Here is a 21375-nt window from a genome sequence, read left to right as displayed (position 1 = left end):
AGTCCAGAGGGCACTTTCACTGTCCGTTCAAGATCCGGATGCTGCTGCCGGTGAAGACGCAGAGTCGATTGTCCGGAACGGAAGTGGAACCGGCTGAGCTCTGCGGACACTTGCAGGCGTGGAGTCTTCACTGAACGAGCGGGTGAGGTCCGGTGAGCGCGATGCGTTCGCCGAGATCTTCGATCAACATGCGCGGGTGGTCTACGCCCATGCCCTACGCACAACGGGCGACTGGGCCGTCGCCGAGGATGTGATGTCACTGACCTGCCTGGAGGCATGGCGGTTGCGCGCCAAGTTGCGGGGTGAGGTGGTCGGCGTCAGGCCCTGGCTGCTGGGTATCGCCACGAACGTGCTGCGCAACAGGGCGCAGGCAACACGCGGTCGTCGCCCTGAAAGCGAGTACTGAGGGGCTCAGCAGGACAATGCGGGAACTGCGGTGGCGGAGCCCTGTCTGTCGTCCCCGTAGACGGGCCGGGTGAAGCGGTAGCACTGTTCGACCGCTCCCTCCGAACTGGAGACGAGGACGAAGACGGTCACCGTGTCCCCGCCGCGCACCACGTTCCTGACGTCGTAGAAGCGCCTTCCGGTGGGGTCGAGGACCTTCTGTACCCCGGCGCGCGTCAGGTCCTCGGCGTACATGTTCGAAACGCGCGTCAATGCCAGGCGGACCATGCCTCCGACATCGGTGCCTGGACGACACATCTTGTCGTCCCGCTCGGAAACCCGCGACGTCCACTCCTGGCCGAGGCGGTGGATGTAGGTGAAGACGAAACACCGGGTCATCTCGACGGGCCCCCCTCCGGGGACGATGACCTCTTCGTCGTACTGGGCGGATTTTGCGGCTGTGGCGGTGAACTCCCGGCGGGACGTGTCGTAGGTGATCACGGGTGCTTCGGTATGGCGCCAGATCACCTCGGTGAGTGCGTCGGCGTCGGTGGTGCCGCTCGTGTCGAGTGCGCGGGCCGTGGCGTCTGCCGTATCACGGGCCTGCTGCAGGAGCGATGCGAGTACCTTCTCCTCGCGCTCGCTGTTGACGTTCTCGTCGTGCCAGGTCCGGTACCACAACCAGGAGACGACGATGCCGAGAACGATGATCAGCGCGATCAGGATGGTCAGGCAGCCGGTGGTCACGAGGCGGTTCGCCCGTCCCGTGACCACCGCACTGCCAGTTGTGTCAGGTTCCACTAGCCGCCTTGGTATCCGATGTCGGCCAGCGCCTGACCCATTACCTGGGAGTAGCCCGTGGTGCCGGCGCTCTTCGGGTGGAACGACTCAAGGCTGGCGCAGATGTTCTGCCCGGGCCAGGGTATGCATGGAACCTGGTTGGCTGGGTCCCCGTCGTGGAAGTCGCCGTCACCGTTCGGGCCCGCGACGACGCGGTTGATCCATTCGCTGCTGTCACAGATTCCGTGCCCCTGGAACGCGGGGATGGGATCGGCGAAAGCCACCTTGGTCCCGGCCTTGTTCAGCTCCTCCACTTTGGCTTTCTGCTTGTCGCGGACGTAGTCGGCCAAATAGTTCAGGGCGTCGAAGTCGGCTGTCACGCAGGGCTCGTCACTGACCAGGCGGGGGTAGCCCATGAGCACGATCTGCGCGTTCGGCGCGGCGCTCGCGATCTGGCGGATGAGCTGCCCGGTGTCCGTGACCGCTTGGTCAGCCTTGCCCGTGTAGTCGGCCGGGTCACAAACCCCGATGATGAAGCACTTCGTGACGGCGTTGGTGAAGTTTTCGCCGTCGTTTCCGCCGATGGTCAGCATGACCAGTGTGGTGTCCGGGCTGAGGACGCCGGAGTCGATCTGACTCTTCTCGCGGTAGTTGCCGATTTTTCCCCATGGTGTGGGGTCTCCTGTGGTCATCTGCCAGGTGTGCGCGCCGGAGCAGCTGACGTTCAGGAGGTCGGCGGCGGAGCTGTGGCTGTCTGCGAGTGCGCCGAGGGTGGTGCTCTGGCCGGGCAACAGAATCTTGCGCGGCCAGGAGTTGGCGCTGCGCCGGCAGGCGTTCCAACTGGTCTTCCCGTGACCCCTGTCGGACTCGGGCGAGTAGGCTCCGGAACCCTCACCGGAGGTGTAGGAGTCACCCATGGCGACGACCATGTGCTGCGGCTTGCCCGGCAGCGGCTGGAAGGCCACGGCGTCCCATGCGACGTCTTCGTCGGCGGTGCCGTCGTCGGTGGTGTTCGTCAGGGTCACAGTGGGGGTTCCGGTGAAGTGGTAGACCCCGAGGTCCACCCAGGTGTTCTTGCTGTAGTGGGTGTTGATGTAGCGGTCGCGGGCGCCGCCCGCGACCCCCTTGATCACGTAGTGGGCCTGCTGGGTGTGGGCCCCGGTGTCCGGCATGTGCGCGAAGACACGGGACCATTGGTTCAGGCTCTGCCCCAGGGTCCACGTGCCGTCGATGGTCATCCGGCCGCCGGTGCCTCCGAGATGAGCGGTGTCGCGGGTGTGGGTGTACCAGAAGTGGCCGCCGTAGCCGCCGCCGATCTGGTGCAGGTCACCCTTGGCCTCGTACTCGTTGTCGGCGTCGGAGTAGAAGGAGAACTGGAAGCTGCCCTTTGAGGCGACCGCGCCGCAGTCGCTCCAGGTGGGCTTGGAGGCTGCGATCGCCTCGACGATCAGAGCCCCGGAGGGCAGCCCGGTGGTGGTGCATGCGGGGGCGCCGTACTGGAGGCGGTAGCCGCGTCCGGGCTCGCTGACGAGCGTCTGGTACTTGATGTTCTCGTTGCCGCAGTCGTTGGGGCAGTTGGATTTCCAGGTCACGTTCGACCCGCGCCACCAGTACTGCTCGTAGCAGGCCGCGTCCGGGCAGTCCGGCGGGTTGCTGGTGTCACATGCGTTGGCGGAGTTGCAGAACGCGCTCAATGGCGGCTTGATGAGGCTGCGCTGGCCCTCGGTGTTCCACCAGGCAGGGCGGAAGCCGGCCGAGGAGAAGCCGCTCTCGCCCGGCCAGTCCTGCCGTCCGGAGGTGGCGTAGGAGTAGCCGGCGTCGATGGACCAGGCGGCCCAGCCCATCACCTTCTCCTGGTACGGCCAGTACTGGGGGTGCGCCGCGTCCTGGTTGGCGTCCGGGTCGAGCGAGGTGTCCATGAAGGCAAGCCGGGAGGCCGGGTAGAGCGGGTTGGCCGGGTTGTTGTACCAGCCCAGACCCCACGGCTTGCCGTCACCCTTGTTCGGGTTGAAGCCGAGGTTGTAGTTCCACAGGGCGGCGAACCAGTTCTCCGGCTTGGCCGGGTCGTCGTTGTTGACGGTGATGGTCTGACCCGCGGTGTGGACCTCGTTCCACTTGTCCGCGAGGATGTACATGGAAGCGGCGATGTTGACCGTGTAGTCGAGGGCGACAGCCCGCTGCACGTTCGGGTCCAGGCTGGTCTCGTCCGTCTTCTCGTGTCCGGCCATGCGCATGCCGTCGGTGACCTGGCCGACGCCGTAACCGCAGTCGGACTTGTCCCAGTTGATCTTCCAGTACTCGTCGGCGGTGTCGCCCGTGTGCCCGTAGAAACCGGCCACAGCCGCGAGCGGGTTGCCCATCTGACCCGGTACCGAGCCCGACTCCGCCTGCCACAGGTTCGACTCCTGGGCGAGTACGCCCAGCATGACCTGGGCCGGGATACGCCCGCCACCTGCCAGCGTCCGCGGCGGGAACAAGCCCTGCGGGTCGATGTTGCCGAGAAGACCGGCCTGGGAGCGCCAGCCCCCCTGCGTGATCCAGCTGGACCGCAGCGCACCGCGGACGGCCATGTCGACGGCCCACTCGACCTGGTTCGACGTCGGCTGAAGCGCCATGCTGTCCACGTCGTTGCGGGGTACGGAACACCAGCGGTCGGTGTCGACCGGGTTGGTGGAGACACTGGCGGCCACGGTGGCGGGCGTCAGCTGGGTGTGCGTCCCGCCTTCGGTGTCGGCCCCGGTGAGTGCCGGCGAGAGGGTACCGGTGCCGGATCCGCTGTCCTGTCCAGGCACGGACTGCGTGATCGTGTCCGCGGTCGCGGTCACGGTGGCCGTCAGCGTCAGCGGCTCCTCGTCACCCGTCTGCGGCGGCTGCGCACCGTCCTCCTGCGGCGCCGGCTCGGACGTCGTGAAACCCTTGCCCGCTCCCTTGATCCGCTCCAGACCGGAGCGGACTCCCGGCGAGATGACCGGGTCGACGGCAAGCCGGCCATGGCTGGAGACATCGGCATCGGACGGCACGTCGAGGCGCGTAACCCCGGTTCCCTCGGTGTCCGGCGTGCCGGTGGGGTGACCGGTGAGGAACACCCGCCCGGTGCCGCCCTGCTTGAGGGCGAGGTCACCGAGCTTGCCCGAGGCGAACGTCGCAGGGCGCCCTTGCCCTCCCCACAGCTTGGCGTGTGCCGTGTCGTCGCCCTCGCGGTCGAGGAAGGCGACCCGGTTCTTGCCCACCACCCGGATGTCGAACGGCACGTTCTCCGCGTCGGCCAGGTTCTTGACCTTCCCCGACCGGCCGATGTGCACCAGGTGGCTGCCGCGCGCGGCCACCGCACCGTCCGTGACCGGGACGGCCGAGGTCACCTGTCCGTCGGCGACCGTGTCGGCCACGGTGTCACCGGATGTGCCGACGGTGACGATACGGCTCTTGCTGTCCCGGAAGGACGTGAAGGCGGCCGTGTGCGTGTCAGGGTTGCAGGACGGGTCGAAGTAGGCCAGGGAAGCCGTGAACGGCAGCTTCGTCACCTGCCCTGTCTCCAGGTCGACGACGGCGGTGAACGCGCCGCCCAGCATCATGTCCTGATGGTTGGTGAAGGTGCGCGGGGCGTAGGCGACCGCGACGTGCGAGCGGTCCATCACGCACGCGTTGCCGATCCATGTGTCCGCCGGCATGCCCGGTTCGGCAAGTACGGCGGCAGTCTTCCACGTGTACGCCTCGGCGCTGTCCGCGGTGAGGATGTGCAGGCCGTCGGTATCGGCCGCGGAGGTGACGGCGCGGTCCGGCGAGGCCTTCCAGCCATTGCCGAGCTTCTTGCCCGGCTCCTCGACCTGGCCCGAAGGCGTCGGCGTGGCCTGTTCGCCTGCGCGGCCGGGCTCGGGTGCCGCGGTCGCGGGCCCGGCGGCTTGCAGGAGGCCACCGGTGAGGGCGGCACACGCCGCCACGGCGGCCCATGCTCTTCTGTATCGGCTTCTTCGTCTCAAAGGTTCTCCAAGGTCCGGAAGAGCGGTTGATCGGACGAACTCCGCAGCCGCACCGGTGCATGTGGCATCGGCTCAGCGGCGGAGAGCTTCGGCGGACTGAATGCGCCCGGCGCGCGAGGCCGGACAGAGGCCGACGAGCAGACCGGTGGCCGGGGCGAGAGCGACGACGAGGGGCGGGATGACGGGGCCCACTGGCAGGTCACAGCCACGACAGGGACGGTCGGTGTGCCGAGCGCCTGGCGCGGCCCGATCTCCCCGGTTCGCTCCAGTACCGTGACCAAAGCGGTGGTGGCGATGCCAGCGGCGCCGATGGCCAGGCAGATCGCGGCCAGCAGCAGGAACAGCTGATTCCCGGCCGAAGCGACACCGGCGCGCACCACCCGGAGATCTCGGAGACGAAGTACTCCGCAGGTCGCAGCGCAACGCGAGCGGCGACCGAATCCCACAACTCGTCAGGAACCGGCCGCTGCCGCGACAGATCAGCACTGACGAAGAGGACGATGCCTCGGCTGACCCACAGGCCATCTGAGGCATCCTCGAAATCCCGGCTACAGGCTCAAGTAGTCGGCCTTGTCGTTGAAACTTCCCCCGCCCGGATAGCCGGCAGTGATGAAGTTGTAGCAGAAGTTATTAGCGAGACTCATGTACGGGTCGGGCAGGCCGGTCCGGGCGTCATAGACGGTTGCGCCCCCAGTGAGCCGGTTGACACATCCGGAACTTGCCTTGTCTCTGAAGTCCCAGTCGCCCAGCTGTTTGGTGCCGTCCGCAGACCACTGAAGCCTGCGGCCACCACCGTTTCCGTTCTCAAAGAGGCAGACGAACGGGTAGAGACAGTCATCGAAGGCCAATATGCCCGCGTCGGTCTTGGCGGCTGCGTCAGCCGCGGCGGCGCGGAGCTCTTCCCCCGCTGGGTCGATGAGCGGAAGAGCTGCATCCGCTTCTTCGGTGCTGTCGTAGCAGAAGACCTCTCCACTCGGGACTTCCGTACAAGCCTGTGCACCCTGCCAACCGTCAGCCAGGTTTATCTGTCTGCCGTTGCAGGTGGCGTAAACTGCGCATATCAACTCTCCTGCGGCATGCGGCGAATGGGATTTGCAACGATTCAACAGGAGAGTGGGGCCCTATATCGCTTTACATTCAAAATTCGTCAAAAGATGACTCAAGAGATGGTCTTGCTCACCACTGGGACGGGTGATACAGGCGTGTTTCCAGAAGTTCCGCCGCAACAGAAGTTGAGGCCGTCCGGGCAGGGGGCCATTGACATGGACGTCGGTGGGCGTTCGATCGAGGAGCTTCTCCAGGGAGCACGAGAGGTTACGCGGCTTGTTGCGGGCCCATGACGGTCGGCGGCGCGGGCGATGACGGTGACCGGCCAGGTCAGACTGAACCGCCGAGAGCCCGCCTTGCCTCAGCCCACAGTCGCTCGAACTCCTCCGCGGAGATCTCGGCTGCCTCGGGCTGATCCTGCCAGCCGTCCATGGGGCCTTCGGCGAGAACGCCGTACTGCCGTTCATGGCGGCCCATCGCCGCCCCCGTCATCAGCCTCGAAATACAGCCACAGATCTTCGTCCTCGTAGTAGGTGCGGAACCAGGTCGTCATGCAGCCATCCTGGCCCACGGCCTTGACCAAACGCATACGGGGCACCCGCCGGGTAAGGCCGTTGTCCGCGTGGCGGTACATGACAACCGGTGACGATGTGTACCGCGATTCGTTCCGGATGCACCGGTCAGACCTCAGCAGCGCATCACGAGGTCGGCGCAGCGGTGAGCCGGCCAGGGAGGAGACGATCATCGCCGTGCGGCCGTCGGGCAGGCTGGTGAACATTATCGAGTGCTGAGGGCGGGCAGGCCCTGACCGGCGCTTTCCTGGTCTTGCGCGCTGTCAGGGCCTTCCCCGGCGGTCCTGGCGGAGCGGGATCGGGAGGTCGGCGGCCTTCGGTGGGTGTCGTGGTGTCGAGCCGTGCGGCCCGGTCTGCGGCGCGTCGGGGCGGCCGACGGATACCTAGGCCGCGGCCTGCGATCCGGACGTGTGCGTGCAGGTGGTCGCCGTGGACAGGCGGTGCCAGGTGTACGCGGCCGAGACGAGCGTCTTGTGGTGGTGCCAGCCGGGGAACGAGCGGCCCTCGAAGTCGCTGAGCCCGAAGTGTTCGCGCAGCGGCTGGGTGACCCCGGCGGTGCCGGGCTGGGTGCCGGCCAGCGCGATCATCTCGTCGATGTCGGCGCACGGGAGGTTGGTCAGCCAGATGCCGGTCGGCCTGCTGTTCTTGGGGCACCAGGCGGCCAGCAGACGCAGGGTCTGGTCGGTGCGCGGCAGATGAACCGGACCGGAAAGCGTCCATACGACGGCTGCCTGGCCGTGGCGGCCCTGCGAGGTGTGCGCGCGGGTCGGGGCGCTGCGGTGCAGCAGCCGGTCGTCGACGCACAGGCGCCCGGCCGGCAGCGGCGTACCCGCCCGTCGCTGGGTGCCGAGGTGGGGTCCGACGCGCATCGTCAGATTGTCGGCGACGGCGACGACGAACCGCGTTCCGCGTCCGCCCAGTCCGTTGACCAGGGCTCTGACGTCGGTGAACTCGCGGGCGTCCGCCACCACCGGCAGCGGCGGCCCCTCGGCGCGCAGGGTCTGGGCGTCGACCAGTTCCAGCCCGAGGGACCACAGCGGTCGGGGGGCGGCCGTGTCCGGCAGGCGGGCCCGGCGGCGCAGTCCCGGGTCCTCGCACCAGGCCTCGGGCAGCTGGAGCCGCCAGTCCACCGGGAGGTCGTCGCAGCAGGTGGACAGCAGCAGGGAGACACCGACCTGGCAGTTGACGACCCGCCCGGCCTCGGCGTCGAAGGCCTGCTGCACCCCCACCGAGTACTGGCCCCGCTTGGGCGTGACGACCGGCAGGAGGCTCCAGGCGCGCACCTCGGCCCGCTGCTCGGTCCAGCGGGCCAGGGCGGTGCGCGAGGGCTCCCACGGCCAGGGGCTCATGCTGATGAACTGGTGCAGCGACTGGGACGCGGTGGGCACGTCGGAGACCGCCGCCGCCATGCGCCGCAGGGACTTCTTGCCCGGTGTGCCGAGCAGCCCCGTGAGATACGTCCGCGCCCACCGGCGCTGGTCCTGCCGGGGCAGGTGGCCGAAGACGGCCGCGCCGAACTCGGCGAACGCCTCCTGGCGGGCCGGATCCTGGTCGTACGGTGTGCGGTTCGTGGTCATGCGCTCTCCCCGTGATCAGCGGTGACCCGGCGCCCGCAGGGCAGCAGGTTCCTCGACGGAGACAAACCCCGCCGGGCCCGGAACGGTTGCCTACCGCTTCGTACGACGGTCGTCATTCCGCCAAGAGCAGCCGCCGTCGCATCTTTCGCAAGTCGGCGTTGCGTGGATCTCTCTCCCCGTCCGAAAGTTGCCACGCAAGCCGGAAACGACCCCCATGACCTGATTCACCAGGACCTGATTCAGTGGAGGAAGTTCGTCATGCGCCAGCCGCGAGCCGCCCGTTCCCGTTCTCACTCCCGCCACGCCGGACAGTCCGCACGGTCCGCGTGTTTACGGGACCTCGTATGACGAGGCGGACCACGCACCGCGTGCTCGCGTCGTCCGAGCCCGGCGAGGCCCCGCTCCAGGTCGGTGTCCTCGGCCCGCTGTCCCTGGTCGTCGACGGCCGCAACCGCACTCCCAGCGCGCCCAAGCCCCGCCAGCTCCTCGCCTTCCTGATCCTCAACGCCAACCGGCTGGTCCGGGCCGACGAGTGCATCGCCGAGCTGTGGGGGTCCCGGCCGCCGAAGACGGCGCTGTCCACGCTCCAGACGCATGTGCTGTACATCCGGCAGATCCTGCGCAACGCCGCCGCGGACCGCAGCCACACCCTGGTGACCCGCAACCAGGGGTACCAGCTCACCGTGGGGGCGCAGGCCAGCGACCGGCTCCGGTTCGAGCACCTCGCCCAGCGCGGCCGGGAGGCGTCCGTGACCGGCGCCTACGCCCGCTCCTCCCAGCTGCTCGGCGAGGCCCTCGCGGTGTGGCGGGGCCCCGCCCTGACGGACGTACCGTCGGGCACGCTCAGCTCCGCGCACGTCGTGGAGCTGGAAGAGGCCCGCAAGGGTGTGCTGGAGTGGCGGGTGGAGGCCGATCTCCAGCTGGGCCGGCACCGCGACCTCCTCGACGAGCTGGGCACCCTGGCCACGCTGCACCCGACGCACGAGAACATCCAGGCGCAGTACATGCTCGCGCTGCACCGCTCCGGCATGCGGACCCAGGCGCTGGGCGTGTTCCACCGGCTCCGCTGCCGGCTGCGGGACTCCTTCGGCATCGAGCCGGTGCCACGGCTGCGGCGCCTGTACGAGGCCATCGACGCGGAGGAGCCCGCGCTCATGCGGCTGTCGGCCTGCCCTGCCACCTGACCGGCGACCCGACCGACCGCCCGACCGACCGGCAACCCTTTTTCCGGGAATGGTGTTCTAACCGGTGATGGACAACGCAGCCGAACAGTTGACCGATCTGCTGGCGGCGGATCTGGACGACGGTTTCACGGAACTGGTGCGCGTCCACGCGAAGAGCGTGCACGCGTTCCTGTTACGTGTGTCCGGATCCGCCGCGGAGGCCGACGACCTCGGCCAGGACACCTTCCTGCGCGCCTACACGGCACTGCGGGACTACGGACCGGAGCGGCGCCGGGCGCTGCACCCGCGGGCCTGGCTGATGACCATCGCGGCGAACGTGTGGCGCAATCATGTACGCAGCAGTACGCGCCGTCCGGTCTCCGCGATCCGGGTGGACGACGCCCAGGACAACTGGCCGGACGTGACTCCGGGCCCGGCGGAACGGGCCCTGAACACGGACGACCGGGGGCGGCTGGTCGCCGCGCTGTCCGAGCTGCCGGAGTACTACCGGATACCGGTGGTGCTGCGGCACGTGGTCGGCATGAGCTACGCGGAGGTCGCCCAGGTCCAGGACTGTCCCGTCGGGACGGCCAAGGCCCAGGTCTCGCGAGGGATGGGCGACCTGCGCCGGCTGCTGGGGACGGAAGGGGAGCTGAGGGAGGTGACTTCATGAACAGGAAGGATCACGGCGGGCCGCCCGTGTCGCGCAACGGCGAGGAACCGGCCGGGCTGCTGGGCACACCGCCGGCACCGGCGGACTTCGCGCTGCGCGTCCTGCAGCGGGTGGGCGTCCCGCGCGAGCGCTACGACACGTACGTACGGCTGGACTCGCCCACGGGCGGGCTGTTCGTGGCCTTCGCGCCGGAGAACGTGACCGGATCCGCGCTGGTGACACCGGGCCTGACGGCCGAGCGGTTCGAGGAGTCGCACCGCGCGCGCACCGGCCGGTCCGCGATCCCGACGCCGAAGCCGTTCCCCGGGCTGACCACGGCCCTGCGCACCGGCCGGGCCGGGAAGCTGCCGCTGGACCCCGGTCCGCTGGACGGGGCGACGGCCGCCGTCCTCCAGGCGGTACGGGCCATCCCCGCCGGGCAGCTGCGCCCGCTGTCCTGGGTCGCCCGGGAGGCGTCCGCGCGGACCGGGGCGGACACCGACGCCGTCGTGGGGATGCTCGCGCGCAACCCGTTCGTCGTGCTCGTCCCCTGCCACCGGGTGACGTACGAGAACGGAGCCCCGTGCGACGCCGCGTATCTCCCCGCCGTCGGGGACGCGCTGCGGGCCGCCGAGGGGATCGACATGGCGGGGGTCCGCCAGTGGTCGCACAGCGGCGCGGTGTTCCTGGGCAGCGACACCACCCACATCTACTGCCATCCCACCTGCGCGCACGCCCGCCGCATCACTCCGCCGCACCGGGTGCCGTTCGCGACGGCGCGGGATGCCCGGCGGGCGGGTTACCGGGCCTGCAAGAGCTGTCGGCCCGTGTCGGTGTGAGGCCCGCGGGTCCCGGGCCGGGGCCCGCGCGCGGCGCCGCTCAGCGGGCGCCCGCGCGGGCCGGGACGCCTGCCGCGGGGGCGGTCGTGCCGAGGACGTTCCGGTGGATCAGGAGGGTCGCGGTGGAGCGGTTGAGGGTGATGTAGTGCAGGCCCGGGGCGCCTTCGGCGAGGAGGCGCCTGGCCATCGCCGTGGCGTGCTCGACCCCGATGCGCAGACCGTCCTCGGGGCGGTCGCGGGCCTCGTGCAGCCGCTGGGCGAGGGGTTGCGGGAAGGCGGCGTCGCTCAGTTCGGCGAAGCGGCGGATCTGGCGGGCGTCGGTGGCCGGCATGATCGCGGGGATGATCGGGGTGTCGCAACCGATCGCCGAGACGCGGTCGCGCAGCCGCAGGTAGTCCTCCACGTGGAAGAACATCTGGGTGACGGCGTAGTCGGCGCCCGCCCGGCACTTCGCGACGAAGTGCCGGATGTCGCTGTCCCAGTCGGCCGAGCGGGGGTGGCGTTCGGGGAAGGCCGCGACGCCCACGCCGAAGTCGCCCGACTCCCGCACCAGGCGCACGAGTTCATGGGCGTACCGCAGTCCCCGCGGGTGCGGCACCCAGAGGCCGCGCGGGTCTCCCGGCGGGTCTCCGCGCAGCACGAGGACATCCCGGACGCCGGCGTCGGCGTACTGTCCGACGACGTTCCGCAGCTCGGCCACCGAGTGGCCGACGGCGGTCAGGTGCGCGACGGGACGCAGGGTCGTCTCGGTCGCGATCCGCCGGGTGATCCCGACCGTGCGCTCCCGGGAGGAACCGCCGGCGCCGTAGGTCACGGAGACGAACGAGGGCGCGAACGCCTCGACGCGCCGGAGGGCGTTCCAGAGGGTGCGTTCCCCGGCCTCGCTCTTCGGCGGGAAGAACTCGAAGGAGAAGGAGCGCTCGCCCCGGGCCAGGACCGCCCGTACCCCGCCGGCCCCGGTAGTCATGCCGCCGCCCCGGCCGACCGTGCCGCGATGTCCTGGGCGACGGCCGGGCCGTACGCCTGCTCGATCCTGAGCAGCAGGTCGGCGGCGGACAGCTTGTACTCCTGCGTACCGACCGACTCCAGGACCAGGGCCGCGAGCGCGCAGCCCAGTTGTGCGGCGCGGCGGTGCGGCCAGTGGCGGGCCACGCCCGCGAGGAAGCCCGCGCGGAAGGCGTCGCCCGCGCCGGTGGGGTCGGCGACGGCGGCGGGCGGGACGGCGGGCACGAGGTCCGGGGGCAGGCCGGCGTGGGCGATCCGCACGCCCTGTGCGCCGAGGGTGGTGAGCCAGCTGCCGACCCGGCCGAGGATCTCGTCCTCGGTCCAGCCGGTGAGCCGCTGGAGCAGGGCGGACTCGTACTCGTTGGTGAACAGGAAGCGGGCCCCGTCGACGAGGGCGCGCGCGTCGGCGCCGGAGACGCGGGCGAGCTGCTGGGAGGGGTCGGCGGCGAAGGGGACGCCGAGCGTGCGGGCCTCCTCGGTGTGCCGGAGCATCGCCTCGGGGTCGTTGGGGGCGACGACGACCAGTCCGAGTCCGCCCTCGGAACGGGCGGCGGGTGCCAGGGAGATGTCCCGGGCGGCGGACATGGCGCCCGCGTAGAAGGTGGCGATCTGGTTCTGGGCGGCGTCGGTGGTGCAGACGAAGCGGGCGGTGTGGAGGGAGTCGCTGACGAGCACGAGGCCGGTGTCGACACCGGCGTGCTCCAGCCACGCGCGGTACTCGGCGAAGTCCGCGCCCACCGCCCCGACGAGCAGCGGTCGCGCCCCGAGCCGACCGAGCCCGAGCGCGATGTTGGCGGCCACGCCGCCGCGCCGGATCTCCAGGGAGTCGGCGAGGAAGGAGAGCGACACCTGGTCGAGCCGGTCGGCGAGCAGCTGGTCGGTGAAGCGTCCCGGGTAGGCCATCAGATGGTCCTCGGCGATGGATCCGGTTACGGCGATACGCACGGGGGCTCCTTTTTTTCGGGGCGGGGGTTGGGGTTGGGGTTGGGGTTGGGGCAGGGTCGGGGGCGGGTTGTGGGGTGGGTGGGGGTTGTTCCGGGGCGGGGGTGGCGGCTGCGGGTCGGAGGTGGGGTGCGCCATTGGCCGCCGGTGCGGCGGCGCGACGGGCGGCGCGACGGGGTTCCCCTCTCGGTCCTCCCCTCCTCGGTGCGAGAAGGGGAGGAGGGGCCGGGCGCGGTGGCTCCGGCCGGGGCCGGTGCGGGGTGACCTGCCCAGGGCGCGCGGCTCGGTCGGGTACGCCCCGCCCGGCTCCCGCCCCTGCCCGCCGAACCCCCGACGCCGCCTACAACCCGGCCGCCTCACGCAGGGCCTCCGCGCGGTCGGTGCGTTCCCAAGTGAAGTCCGGGTGTTCGCGGCCGAAGTGGCCGTACGCCGCTGTCCGGGTGTAGATCGGGCGGAGCAGGTCCAGGTCCCGGACCAGCGCGCCCGGGCGCAGGTCGAAGACCCGGGATATCGCCTGCTCGATGCGGTCGGTCGCCACGTTCGCCGTGCCGAAGGTCTCCACGAAGAGGCCCACCGGCTCGGCCTTGCCGATCGCGTACGCGACCTGGACCTCGCAGCGGGAGGCGAGGCGCGCGGCGACGACGTTCTTCGCGACCCAGCGCATCGCGTAGGCGGCGGAGCGGTCGACCTTGGACGGGTCCTTGCCGGAGAAGGCGCCGCCGCCGTGGCGGGCCATGCCGCCGTACGTGTCGATGATGATCTTGCGGCCGGTCACGCCCGCGTCGCCCATCGGGCCGCCGATCTCGAAGCGGCCGGTGGGGTTGACCAGCAGGCGGTAGCCGTCGGTCTCCACGTCGATGCCGTCCTCGGCGAGTTGTTTGAGGACGGACTCCACGACGTGCTCCCGGATGTCGGGGGCGAGCAGGGAGTCCAGGTCGATGTCGCTCGCGTGCTGCGAGGAGACGACCACCGTGTCCAGGCGGATCGGGCGGCTGCCCAGGTATTCGAGGGTGACCTGGGTCTTCCCGTCGGGGCGGAGGTAGGGGACGGTGCCGTCCTTGCGGACCTCGGTGAGGCGGTGGGCGAGGCGGTGGGCCAGCAGGATCGGCAGCGGCATCAGCTCCGGGGTCTCGTCCGTCGCGTAGCCGAACATCAGGCCCTGGTCGCCCGCACCCTGGCGGCCCACGGCGTCCACGTCGCCCTGACGGACCCGCTCCTCCCCCTCCCTTTCCCCCTCCCCCGCGCGGGACTCGTACGCCGTGTCGACGCCCCGGGCGATGTCCGGGGACTGTCCGCCGATGGAGACGGAGACTCCGCAGGACGCGCCGTCGAAGCCCTTGGCGGAGGAGTCGTAGCCGATCTCCAGGATCCGTTCGCGGACCAGGCGGGCGATCGGCGCGTACGCCCGTGTGGTGACCTCGCCCGCGACATGGACCTGGCCGGTGGTGATGAGTGTCTCGACGGCGACCCGGGAGGCCGGGTCGTCCCGCAGGAGTGCGTCGAGGATCGTGTCGCTGATCTGGTCGGCGATCTTGTCGGGGTGGCCCTCGGTCACGGACTCCGAGGTGAAGAGGCGGCGGGACATGTCAGCTCCCTGGGTCGGCGGCGGACGGCCGCGAGGACGGGGCCGGGCTCAGCGCCCGGTCGACGAGGGCGCCGGCGGCACCGGTGTAGGTGGCCGGGTCCAGGAGTGCGGCCAGCTCCTGGGGGTCGAGGTGGGCGGCGACCGGCGCGAGCGCGCCGAGCACGGTGTGCAGGGGGGTGCCGTCGCGTTCGGCGACGGCGGAGGCCTCGGTGAGCAGCTGCCGGGCGCGGGCCCGGCCGAGCGACGGGGCGAGGACGGCGGCGACCCGTTCGGAGACCAGCCGACTGCCGGTGAGGCCGAGGTTGGCGCGCATCCGTTCCGGGTGGACCACCAGCCCCTCGGCCAGTTCGGCGGCGGTGTGGGCGGCGCCTCCGGTGAGGCGGAGGCACTCGCGCAGCAGGAGCCACTCCGCGTGCCAGACGCCGGCGGACCGTTCGTCCTCGGTGACCAGGCACTGGGTCAGGGCGCCGGCCAGGGCCGGTACCTGGAGGGCGGCGCTGCGGATCATGGTGGCGAGGACGGGGTTGCGCTTGTGCGGCATGGCCGAGGAGCCGCCCCGGCCGGTGACCGGGGGCTCGGTGACCTCGCCGACCTCGGTACGGGTCAGGGTCTGTACGTCGACGGCCAGCTTGCCCAGTGCGCCGGCGGTGAGGGCGAGTGCCGCCGCGAGGTCGGCGTGCGGGGTGCGCAGGGCGTGCCAGGGCAGGGCCGGGCGGGCGAGTCCCGTCTCCTCCGCGAAGGCGTCGAGGAGCAGGTCGGCGTAGTGGCCGGGGTCCTCGGCCGCGCCTTCGAGGCGGGCGTACTCCAGGTATCCGGCGAGGGTTCCGGCGGCGCCGCCGAGCGAGACGGGCAGGGCGTCCGCGACCTCGGCCAGCCGCCGGTCGGCGTGGCGGACCAGCTCGCGCCAGCCGGCCGCCTTGAGCCCGAACGTGACGGGTACGGCGTGCAGGGCGAGGGTGCGTCCGGCCATCGGGGTGTCACGGTGCCGCTCGGCCAGACCGGCCAGCGCCACGGCCGTACGGTCGAGGTCGGCCCGGATCAGGCGCAGCGCGCGCCGGGCGACCAGCATGGCCCCGGTGTCGAGGACGTCCTGGCTGGTGGAGCCGCGATGCACGTACTCGGCGGCCTCGGGGTCGATGGCGGCGACCGCCCGGCCCAGCTCCTGGACCAGTCCGACCACGGGGTTCGCGGTCTCCCGGGAGGCGAGGGCGAGGGCACGAAGGTCGAACCGCCGGGCGTCGGCCGCCTCGGTGATCACCTCGGCGGCGAAGCCGGGCACGGTACCGAGCCCGGCCTGGGCTCGGGCCAACGCGGCCTCCGCGTCGAGCATGCCCTGAAGCCACACGAGATCGGCCACCGCCCACTCGACGGGAACCCCGACCCGAACCGGCGACAACAGCCCACTGTCAGGCCCCGGATCGGTCCAGTCACCGACCCCCACGGTCTGACGGGACACCGCTCGGGCCTCGGCGGTCACCACCCCACCTCCTTCTCCGCAGCGCCCCCACCAGGGACCAGGGCCAACGGCCCGCTGTCCGCCCCCGGACCCGCCCCGGCACCAGGCCCCGAGCACCCGCGAAGCCCCGCTCCCCGCACGGCGATCATCGACCCGCCGCCTCCTCCACCGCGCCCCCGGCACGGCGGCCCCACATCCGGGGCCCGGCGCGTCCCGGCGTCGGATTCCGGGCGCCCGCGAGGCACCGCTCCCTCCACGGCGGTCATCAACCCGCCCTCCTCTCCACAGCGACCCCACCCCGAACCAGCAACAGAGACCTGCCGCCCCTGCCCCGGGCCCGGCCCGGCACCAGGCCCCGGGCACCCGCCAAGTCCCGCTCCCCGCACGGCAGTCATCGACCCGCCGCCTCCTCCACCAAGCCCCCGGCACAGCGGCCGGGCGCTCGCGAGGCGTCGCTCCCGTGCGGCGGTCATCGGCCCACCCTCTTCTCCGCGGTCGCCCCGGGTGTCCGGTCCCGGGTGGGTGGGTGGTGGGCGGGGGTGGTTCTGGTCGGTTGCAGGTTCAGTACCGCGCGGGCCATCGCGTCGGAGTCGCCGAGGGTCACCGAGTTGACGCCGGGGCGGATGCCCGCGGCGGTGACCCAGTGGACTGCCTCGGTCGGGACGCCGTAGGCGAAGCGGCGTGGGTGGGTGCGGCCGTCGGCGGTCACCACGTTGTACGGACGTTCGGTCACGGACAGGCCGCCCGTCTCGTAGGTCGTGCCGCAGGTGCCGGTGATGCGGTACGGGGTGATCTGGCCGGTCGACAGAAGGTGGCGCAGCAGGGGGTCCTCCGTGCGGCGGATGTCCGGTTCCGGCAGGCGGGCCTCGATCAGTACGCGGGCGTGGACCGGGGGGCCGCCCACCCGGTCCGAGGTCGCCTCGAAGACGGGCGGGCCTGGGACGTCGGTGCGGACCGCGACGCGCAGGCCCGGGCCGATCAGTTCGACCGTGCCGGCCTCCAGCAGGGCCATCAGCTCCTCGATTCGGGAGACGGGCGGGCCGATCGAGAGGAAGGCGTTCAGGGGGGTGTACCAGGCCTGGAGGTCGTCCCGGTAGGAGTTGCCCTCCAGGCGGCCGTGGTCCACGACCATGCGGATCTCGTTGCGCAGGTCGCGCAGCACGTCCAGGGCCGCCTTGAGCGGGCCGCTGATGTTCCCGGCCCGCGCCTCCCGCACGTCCTCGGCCAGGTGGGCGAGCAGCCAGCCGTGGAAGTCGGCCCGGTCGGTGAAGACCCTCGCGCCGTACGGCAGGGAGATGCGCTGCCAGTCCCAGCGGTCGGCGGCTGCGATGCCGTACTCGTCCAGGAGGTGTTGCTCGGGCTCGCCCGCCGGCGCCGTCAGGTAGCGGGCGGCGAGGTCCGTCCCCTGCGCGGGCCGGCCCGTCGCCGTGAGCAGGGTGGCGTAGTAGACGCTCTCGACCTCCTTGGCGATCAGCGGCCACACATCGCCGCTGAAGTGGATCCGCTCGCCGTCCACCGCCCGTTCGGCCAGTTCCCCGATGCGTTCGGGGGTGAGCAGCCGGGGCAGGTGGCGTCCGTGCGCGCCCTTCTCGTTCTCGCCGCGCGCGTGGTGGGGCACACCGCGCCGGGAGCCGGCGTACAGCTTCGGTTCGCGGCCCGAGGGAATGTAGCGCAGCCGGTCGCCGGCCCGTTCGAACCGGCCGCCATGGCCGACCGTGAGCAGGGCCATGTGGTCGAAGAAGTTGAGGCCGAGGCCGCGCAGCAGCACGGGTTCGCCCGGCCGCAGCGCGGGCAGGTCCACGTCCGCCGGGTTGGCGGGCAGGACGTGGGTGAGCCCTCGGGCCCGGGCCTCCTCGGCCATGCTCGTCTCCTGCGGGGTGGGCCGGGCGGGCAGGTGTCCCTGGGCCAGCACCACCGCGTCCAGGCCGGTCAGCCGGACGCCGTTCGTGAGCGTGAGGGTCTGGGCGGACCCCTGCCCGGTGTCGTCGAGGGCGACGGCGGTGGCCCGGTGGACGTGGACGGTGACGTGGCCGGGGGCGCGGCCGACGATCTGGTCGAAGCACTCCTCCAGGTAACGGCCGTACAGGGCGCGGCTCGGGTAGGTGTCGGGGCCGCTGCGCCGCGCCTCGGCCAGGAAGGCGGCGTCGGCCGGGCCGCGCGGCTCGGCCGGGACTCCCGGCAGGGACAGCGCGGACGCCCACTCGTAGAGGCTGGGGCCCTCCTCGACGGGTCCCTCCATCTCCACGCTGTGGTCGGTGTAGACGGTGACCTGGGACGCCACGGTGTTCATCAGGAGGTGCGGCGACTGCGCGGTGCGCCACACCTGTCCGGGGCCGGGCCGGAAGGGGTCGACCACATGGACGACCACCGAGGCACGGGAGGGGGACTTCCGCTCGTTGGCGCAGATCCGCTCCAGTACCGACAGTCCACGGGGGCCGGCACCGACGATGCAGACCGTGAGATCCCCGCTGCTCATCTCGCTACTCCGATACATCCGATACAGGTGGAAGGGGCAGGTGCACGCGTGGTCAGGCGGCAGCCGCGACCAGGAGGGTGGTCTCCAGCGAGAGGCCGTGTACGGATTCCAGCCGCAGCCCGGCCGCCGAGAGCAGGTCGCGATAGCCGGCGAGGTCCCGTTCGCGTCCGCCGGCGGCCATGAGCAGGTGCAGGTCGTACAACAGCGGCAGGAGTGTCTCGCCGTGCTCGGGGACGACCCGTTCGACGATCAGCAGCCGGCCGCCGGGCGGCAGGACCGCGCCGATGTGGCGGAGCAGGGTCGCGCAGCGGGCGTCGTCCCAGTCCTGGAGGACGCGGGAGAGGAGGTAGAGGTCGCCGCCGCCGGGGACCTCCTCGAAGATGTCCCCTGCCCGGACCTCGTAACGGCCGGGTCCGACGGCCGCGTCGAGGTGGGCGGTGGCCACGGGCACCATGTGCGGCTGGTCGAAGAGGACGCCGTACAGCAGGGGGTGCCGGTCGAGCACCGTGCCGAGGAACGCCCCGCTGCCGCCCGCGACGTCGACGACGGTGCGGTGGCCACCGAAGTCGAAGGCGTCGAGGACGTCCGGGAAGAAGACGTTGCCCGCGTTCATGGCGCGCTGGAACTTGGCGCCGAGTTCGGGGTCGCGCAGATAGGTGTGCAGGGTCATGCCGAACGCGTGCTGGAACCCCGAGGTCCCGGTGCGTACGGCGGGGACGACCGCGCCCCACGCGCGGTGGAACTCCTCGCCGTAGATGCGGACCATGTCGCTCATCGAGTGCGGGGCGTCGGAGCGCAGCAACTCCCCGGTGGAGGTGAGCCGGTGGCCCCCAGCCACGGGGTCCAGGACGTCCATCGCGGTCAGCAGCCGGGTCAGCCGCCGGATGCCGTCCGGGTCGGACCGGGTCTGTTCGGCGAGCGCCTCGTCGGTGGTGTGGCCGGCCGCGACGTGGTCGGCGACGCACAGCGCCACGGCCGCGTACAGCGCCTGGGCCTGCCAGGTCCCGGTGATGATGTCGACGACCCGGCGCACCGCTTTCTGGTCGGGCATGCTCGTTCCCTCTCCGTCGGCGGGCTGGCGCGGGCTCAGGGCGCGGACGTGGACGCGGACTTCGCCACGGTCTTGCCGGCGGGCCGGCTCAGTACGTCGTGGTGGGTCTCGCGCAGCGCCCGCTTGAGGACCTTTCCGGTCACGCCTACGGGGAGCTGCTCCCGCCGGGCCGTGAGGATCAGGGCGTTCAGGCGCGGCAGGCCGGCCTCGTCGAGGGCGGCGTTGCACACCATGAGGAGGTCGGCGGCCTCGCGCTCGGTGCCGTCCGCGTAGTAGACGACGGCGGCGGGGCAGGACCTGCCGGGCTGCTGTGGGTCGTCGACGGCGACGACCGCCGCGTCCAGTGCCCGGGTGGTGTTCAGCACGACCTCTTCGAGGGGCAGGCTGTGGATGTCGCCGGCGGCGGACCGGATGACGTCGGGGGTGCGGTCGAGGTGGTACCAGTTGCCGTCGCCGTCCTTGCGGACGATGTCGCCGGTGAGGAAGTAGCCGTTGAGGATCGACTGTTTGGTGAGTCCCGGGTCGTCCCAGTAGCCGGGCGTGACGCTCGCCCCCTTGACGCCGAGCATCCCGGCCCGGCCGTCGGGCAGTTCGCGTCCGGACGGGTCGAGGACCGCCGCCTCGCGCACCACGCCGACGGGCCTGCCGATGTAGCGGCCGTAGTGGTCGGAGCGGGCGGTGTGGGCGGCCTTGAACAGCACCATGCCCATCTCGGAGGAGCCGAGGCCGTCGATGTAGGCCGAGCCGGTGCCTGCGGCGCCGAGGGCGGTCAGCGGACGGATGTGCCGCTCGTGCGAGGCGTCGCCCATGCCGTTCCAGGTGTGTACGTGCCTGGCCGCCTCCGGGCCGATGGCGGCGGGGTCGATCTCGGCGAGGGTGAGCGGGAAGCCCAGGACCATCGTGGGCTTGAAGGCGTTGACCGCGCGGGCCACGCGGTCGCCGTCCGCGCCGTCGAGGACGAGCGTGGGGATGCCCAGCAGCAGGGCCATGGACAGATAGCTGATGCCCGCGGAGTGGCTGTGCGGCAGCGCGGTGAGGAGCCGGTCGGTGCGCAGGGAGGGGAAGGTCCACAGCCGTTCGCGCTTGCCCGCGAAGAAGGACCGGTGGTGGAAGACGGGTGCCTTGGGCCGGCCGGTGGTGCCCGATGAGTGGGAGACCATGACCAGGTCGTCGTCGGCGTGCCGGTGCGGGAAGGACGGGATGGGGGCCTGCGGCCGGACGGCCTCCGCGTCGAGGACCTGGATGTCCTGCAGGAGCGGCGCGGCGGCGCCCGCGGTCTGCCAGGCCGAGGTGAGGTCCTTCAGCAGGTCGGCGTCACCGACGACGAGTCCGGAGCCGGTGCGCAGGAAGTACTCGGCGGCGGTCTGCGGTGCCATCCGGGGATTGCAGTGGACGGCCGCCGCGCCGAGCGAGGTGACGGCGATGTGGTGGAGCAGCCCGTACAGCCCGTGGCCGGTGTACAGCCCGACGTGCGACCCCTTCGTGACGCCCTGCTCGCGGTACCAGTTCGCGTACCGCAGGACGGAGCGGCGGATGTCGTTCAGGGAGAAGCCCTGCCATTCGCGGTCCTCCCAGGACGGCTGGGTGACGTCCGGATGGAACAGGAGTGGCCGGTCCCGGTCCTGCGAAATCCGCCAGGCGTGCCAGAAGAAGTTTCCCGCCCCCAGATTCCTGTTGGTGTAGAGGCGCAGGCGCTGTACAACCGACCGATGGGTGCCGAGGAGAAACATGGAATACCTCACACTCGGGGGGCTCGGAGAAGTCGGACGAGTGGCGGGACAGAGTGTCCAGGAAGGTTCTAAAGACTCCCTGGAGACAAACTCCGGTATTTCCCTGAGCAGCATCTCCATTAATCCTTCAGAAGGCATT

The 21375-nt window shown here is 71.2% G+C and carries 15 protein-coding genes and 1 pseudogene; 4 read left to right on the top strand and 12 right to left on the bottom strand.

What is annotated here, in order from left to right; genetic code table 11:
• Nucleotides 1-100: 100 nt before the first annotated feature.
• Nucleotides 101-388 (top strand): annotated as a pseudogene (locus CW359_RS15540) (RNA polymerase sigma factor); the annotation flags it as partial.
• A gap of 23 nt (nucleotides 389-411) precedes the next feature.
• Here CW359_RS15540 and CW359_RS15535 read toward each other — a convergent pair.
• From CW359_RS15535 to CW359_RS15515, 5 genes are all read right to left on the bottom strand, one after another.
• Nucleotides 412-1185: a hypothetical protein gene (locus CW359_RS15535; protein ID WP_157968550.1), complete on the bottom strand. Its 774-nt coding sequence runs from the start codon at nucleotides 1183-1185 to the stop codon at nucleotides 412-414.
• Nucleotides 1185-5102, bottom strand: a complete 3918-nt coding sequence (locus CW359_RS15530) for an SGNH/GDSL hydrolase family protein (protein ID WP_105970524.1) — start codon at nucleotides 5100-5102, stop codon at nucleotides 1185-1187. Before CW359_RS15530 ends, CW359_RS15535 begins: the two co-directional genes overlap by 1 nt.
• A 587-nt stretch (nucleotides 5103-5689) precedes the next feature.
• Complete coding sequence (locus tag CW359_RS15525; protein WP_157968549.1) at nucleotides 5690-6247, bottom strand: peptidase inhibitor family I36 protein; 558 nt, start codon at nucleotides 6245-6247, stop codon at nucleotides 5690-5692.
• A gap of 404 nt (nucleotides 6248-6651) precedes the next feature.
• A complete protein-coding gene (locus tag CW359_RS46455) occupies nucleotides 6652-6966 on the bottom strand; it encodes a hypothetical protein (protein ID WP_232838412.1) in 315 nt (104 codons plus the stop codon).
• Nucleotides 6967-7143: 177 nt separating this feature from the next.
• Nucleotides 7144-8337, bottom strand: coding sequence for an IS701 family transposase (locus CW359_RS15515; protein WP_105970522.1), 1194 nt, complete (start codon nucleotides 8335-8337; stop codon nucleotides 7144-7146).
• A gap of 344 nt (nucleotides 8338-8681) precedes the next feature.
• On the opposite strand from CW359_RS15515, the gene CW359_RS15510 reads away from it, so the two are divergent.
• The 3 genes from CW359_RS15510 to CW359_RS15500 all read left to right on the top strand — a co-directional run bounded on the left by CW359_RS15510 (nucleotide 8682) and on the right by CW359_RS15500 (nucleotide 10991).
• Nucleotides 8682-9521 carry an AfsR/SARP family transcriptional regulator gene (locus CW359_RS15510; RefSeq protein WP_105970521.1) on the top strand — a complete coding sequence of 280 codons (840 nt, stop codon included), beginning with the start codon at nucleotides 8682-8684 and terminating at the stop codon, nucleotides 9519-9521.
• A 67-nt stretch (nucleotides 9522-9588) separates the two neighbouring features.
• The gene (locus tag CW359_RS15505; RefSeq protein WP_105970520.1) at nucleotides 9589-10173 is read left to right on the top strand and encodes an RNA polymerase sigma factor; all 585 of its coding nucleotides are present in this window, start codon (nucleotides 9589-9591) and stop codon (nucleotides 10171-10173) included.
• Nucleotides 10170-10991 carry an MGMT family protein gene (locus tag CW359_RS15500; RefSeq protein ID WP_105970519.1) on the top strand — a complete coding sequence of 274 codons (822 nt, stop codon included), beginning with the start codon at nucleotides 10170-10172 and terminating at the stop codon, nucleotides 10989-10991. The genes CW359_RS15505 and CW359_RS15500 overlap by 4 nt, the downstream gene beginning before the upstream one ends.
• 40 nt (nucleotides 10992-11031) lie before the next feature.
• Here CW359_RS15500 and metF read toward each other — a convergent pair whose 3' ends face one another.
• From metF to CW359_RS15465, 7 genes are all read right to left on the bottom strand, one after another.
• Nucleotides 11032-11958 carry a methylenetetrahydrofolate reductase [NAD(P)H] gene (metF, locus tag CW359_RS15495; protein WP_105970518.1) on the bottom strand — a complete coding sequence of 309 codons (927 nt, stop codon included), beginning with the start codon at nucleotides 11956-11958 and terminating at the stop codon, nucleotides 11032-11034.
• Entirely contained in the window at nucleotides 11955-12941 is a 987-nt protein-coding gene (locus CW359_RS15490; protein ID WP_105970517.1) for a carbohydrate kinase family protein, read from the bottom strand. Before CW359_RS15490 ends, metF begins: the two co-directional genes overlap by 4 nt.
• 337 nt (nucleotides 12942-13278) lie before the next feature.
• Nucleotides 13279-14523 (bottom strand): methionine adenosyltransferase, encoded by a 1245-nt coding sequence (gene metK / locus CW359_RS15485; protein ID WP_105970516.1) that lies wholly within the window; start codon nucleotides 14521-14523, stop codon nucleotides 13279-13281.
• Between the two features lies 1 nt (nucleotide 14524).
• Nucleotides 14525-15979, bottom strand: a complete 1455-nt coding sequence (locus CW359_RS15480) for a nitrosuccinate lyase (protein ID WP_232838418.1) — start codon at nucleotides 15977-15979, stop codon at nucleotides 14525-14527.
• Nucleotides 15980-16448: 469 nt separating this feature from the next.
• Entirely contained in the window at nucleotides 16449-18455 is a 2007-nt protein-coding gene (locus CW359_RS15475) for an FAD/NAD(P)-binding protein (protein WP_105970515.1), read from the bottom strand.
• 52 nt (nucleotides 18456-18507) lie between these two features.
• Nucleotides 18508-19506 (bottom strand): methyltransferase, encoded by a 999-nt coding sequence (locus CW359_RS15470; RefSeq protein WP_105970514.1) that lies wholly within the window; start codon nucleotides 19504-19506, stop codon nucleotides 18508-18510.
• A gap of 35 nt (nucleotides 19507-19541) precedes the next feature.
• A complete protein-coding gene (locus CW359_RS15465; RefSeq protein ID WP_105970513.1) occupies nucleotides 19542-21236 on the bottom strand; it encodes a class I adenylate-forming enzyme family protein in 1695 nt (564 codons plus the stop codon).
• Nucleotides 21237-21375 lie beyond the last annotated feature (139 nt).

The sequence above is a fragment of the Streptomyces geranii genome (assembly GCF_002954775.1).
In the GTDB taxonomy this organism is placed as follows: Bacteria; Actinomycetota; Actinomycetes; order Streptomycetales; family Streptomycetaceae; genus Streptomyces; species Streptomyces geranii.
Note: the sequence above shows the minus strand (reverse complement) of the source record. Positions and strands in the feature narration are given on the sequence as shown.

Bases quoted from the DNA above. Each gene is read 5' to 3' on its own strand.
- CW359_RS46455 (WP_232838412.1), bottom strand. From the start codon at position 6,966: ATGTTCACCAGCCTGCCCGACGGCCGCACGGCGATGATCGTCTCCTCC.
- CW359_RS15515 (WP_105970522.1), bottom strand. From the start codon at position 8,337: ATGACCACGAACCGCACACCGTACGACCAGGATCCGGCCCGCCAGGAG.
- CW359_RS15510 (WP_105970521.1), top strand. From the start codon at position 8,682: ATGACGAGGCGGACCACGCACCGCGTGCTCGCGTCGTCCGAGCCCGGC.
- CW359_RS15505 (WP_105970520.1), top strand. From the start codon at position 9,589: ATGGACAACGCAGCCGAACAGTTGACCGATCTGCTGGCGGCGGATCTG.
- CW359_RS15500 (WP_105970519.1), top strand. From the start codon at position 10,170: ATGAACAGGAAGGATCACGGCGGGCCGCCCGTGTCGCGCAACGGCGAG.
- metF (WP_105970518.1), bottom strand. From the start codon at position 11,958: ATGACTACCGGGGCCGGCGGGGTACGGGCGGTCCTGGCCCGGGGCGAG.
- metK (WP_105970516.1), bottom strand. From the start codon at position 14,523: ATGTCCCGCCGCCTCTTCACCTCGGAGTCCGTGACCGAGGGCCACCCC.
- CW359_RS15475 (WP_105970515.1), bottom strand. From the start codon at position 18,455: ATGAGCAGCGGGGATCTCACGGTCTGCATCGTCGGTGCCGGCCCCCGT.
- CW359_RS15470 (WP_105970514.1), bottom strand. From the start codon at position 19,506: ATGCCCGACCAGAAAGCGGTGCGCCGGGTCGTCGACATCATCACCGGG.
- CW359_RS15465 (WP_105970513.1), bottom strand. From the start codon at position 21,236: ATGTTTCTCCTCGGCACCCATCGGTCGGTTGTACAGCGCCTGCGCCTC.